The organism is Streptomyces calidiresistens, assembly GCF_014141525.1.
GTDB lineage: Bacteria > Actinomycetota > Actinomycetes > Streptomycetales > Streptomycetaceae > Streptomyces > Streptomyces calidiresistens.
This window is the reverse complement of record NZ_VKHS01000852.1, coordinates 1-2194: the sequence shown is the minus strand read 5'-3', so window position 1 is coordinate 2194 and position 2194 is coordinate 1. Positions and strand designations below refer to the sequence as shown.

Annotated in this window: 3 protein-coding genes; 1 reads left to right on the top strand and 2 read right to left on the bottom strand. The window is 69.8% G+C overall.

Annotation, left to right across the window (positions count from 1 at the left end):
* Positions 1-7: 7 nt before the first annotated feature.
* Positions 8-487 (bottom strand): hypothetical protein, encoded by a 480-nt coding sequence (locus tag FOE67_RS23445; protein WP_182666833.1) that lies wholly within the window; start codon positions 485-487, stop codon positions 8-10.
* A gap of 389 nt (positions 488-876) precedes the next feature.
* Entirely contained in the window at positions 877-1716 is an 840-nt protein-coding gene (locus FOE67_RS23440; RefSeq protein WP_182666832.1) for an SDR family NAD(P)-dependent oxidoreductase, read from the bottom strand.
* 176 nt (positions 1717-1892) lie between these two features.
* Between FOE67_RS23440 and FOE67_RS23435 the strand changes: the two genes are divergently transcribed.
* Positions 1893-2194, top strand: a 302-nt coding sequence (locus FOE67_RS23435) for a helix-turn-helix domain-containing protein (RefSeq protein ID WP_182666831.1), incomplete at its 3' end; no start/stop codon positions are given.

Sequence of the window (2194 nt, the reverse complement as noted above, 5' to 3'; positions counted from 1 at the left end):
GGTGTGGTCAGCCGTTGTGGTCCGGACCCGGCCGGGAAGGGTTTCCCGCACCACCTCCGCGGTGGACATCCCCCATCCGCAGTGCGGCTGCGGATCTGTGGTCGGCCCGGATGGTGACATTGCCCCCGACCGCCTGGCCCCCGCCGGAGGCGCTCACCCCACCACCACCGGCCCCGTGGGCTTTCAGTACCCGCCGTAGTTCGTCGGCGAAGGCGGGATCGCGTTCCAGGAGGTCCTCGAGGGAGTCGGTCAGGCGCCGCCGGGTCCGCTCGGAGGGCTCTTCCAGGCCGTGTTCGGCTTCCTCGCCGGCGCGTTCCCACGCCGGATCCCCCGCCAGCCGGCCCGCGACCAGGCCGCCGATGCGGTCCAGACTCGCGTCGAGGCCGGCGTCCACGGCCTCCCCGGCTCGTTCCGCGCTCCGCGCGGCCACCCTGGCGGTCAGCCACGCGAAGGCGTACCCCACCACCGCCCCGACATCCACACCCACCGGCCCACCCCCTGTGTCCCCTACGTGTTGTGTGGCGGTATCGACGCTACTCCCCGGCACCCGGAACACGGGGACGAAATCCCACACTCCGTCACATGCCAACCCCCAGCCCTTGGGCGCGGCTGTTCCGAGCCCGCACTGTCACTTCCTCACCCACTCCGGGTCTGTAAGACGTCCGGTGTAACTCCCGATCATGGAAGATGCACCGATGATCGGTGGGAACGTGACCGAGGCCCGAACCATCGAGTTGGGTGAGTCGCCGGCCAAGGCCGTGGACGACCGGTGGAGGCTCCGGTGACCACGGCCACACGCTCGTCCAACGGCCGGCTGGTAAGCAGGTACGTCATGATGAGAGATATTTCCCGTGGCTCGGGATCGGTTTGGGGTGGTCAGGCAGCGTCGTCGCAGGCCGTGGCGGCGGACTTGTCCTGCCAGGCCGCGAGGTCGTCCTGAAGGCTGCGGATCTTGACCAGCCGGCGTTCTATCGCGTCGCGTCCCAGGGGCAGATGCCCGGGCAGCTTGCCCCGGCAGGTCACCTCATAGATCAGGGCGGCGCCCTTGACGGGGTCGCCGAGCTGGGTGTGGTTGGCGGTGTCGACCCAGTCCAGGGTGGCGTGGGCCGGTGTGCCGTCGTAGGCGGGGATACGCTCGGCCGCGGTCGACAAGGAGCTGGCGTCGAGGAAGTCGGTGCGGAAGACCCCGGGCTCCACGACCATGCTCTGGATCCCGAACGGCTCCAACTCCACCGCGAGCGCCTCACTGATACCGGCCACGGCGAACTTCGACGCGCTGTACATGCTCACCCCGGGCTCGCCCTCGAAGCCGGAACGGGAGCCGATGTTCACGACCTTTCCACCTCCGGCCGCCCTCATCCCCGGCAGGACCGCGCGGGTGACGTTGATCAGCCCGAAGACGTTGAGATCGAACAGGGACCGCGCCTCGGCGTCGGTGATCTCCTCCAGCGCCCCGAGCAGACCGCGCCCCGCGTTGTTGACGAGGACGTCGATCGTACCGAAGCCTTCCACCGCCGTCTCGACCGCGGCGGTGATGTCCTCGCTGCGGGTCACGTCAAGGGCGACACCGAGGACTCGGCCGTGCCGGCGCAACTCGTCCGGCAGCTTCCGCGGGTCACGGGCAGCGACCACGACGTTGTCGCCGCCGTTCACTGCCGCCCGCGCGATCTCCAGTCCCAGCCCGCGGGATCCGCCGGTGATGAACCACGTTGCCATGAAGGTTTCTCCATCCGTCCGCTTCGCCCGGACACCCCTTGCGGTGGCGGGCTCCGGCATCCACTGAACCAACTCCGAGCAGGCAAAAGGGGCCTCAAAAGGGCCCGCCTGATCGGGGGACAAAATGGGCCACCCTCCCGCAGCCGAATCCTCAGTGAACGCGCGACCCTGGATGTATGGACCGTGAGCACCCCACCAGCGCGCCCATGGCGGAATTCCTCCGCTCCGCCCGCACCCGCCTCACCCCGCGGGAAGCCGGACTCGACGCCCCGGGCCCGGGCCGACGCCGGGTATCCGGACTGCGCCGGGAGGAACTCGCCCAACTGGCCGGGGTGAGCGTGGACTACTACACCCGCCTTGAACAAGGTCGCAGCCGCAGCGCCTCCCCAGAGGTCCTCGACGCGCTCGCCACCGCCCTGCACCTGAACGACGCTGAGCGCAACCACCTGCACACCCTCGCCCGACCACGGCCCCGGCC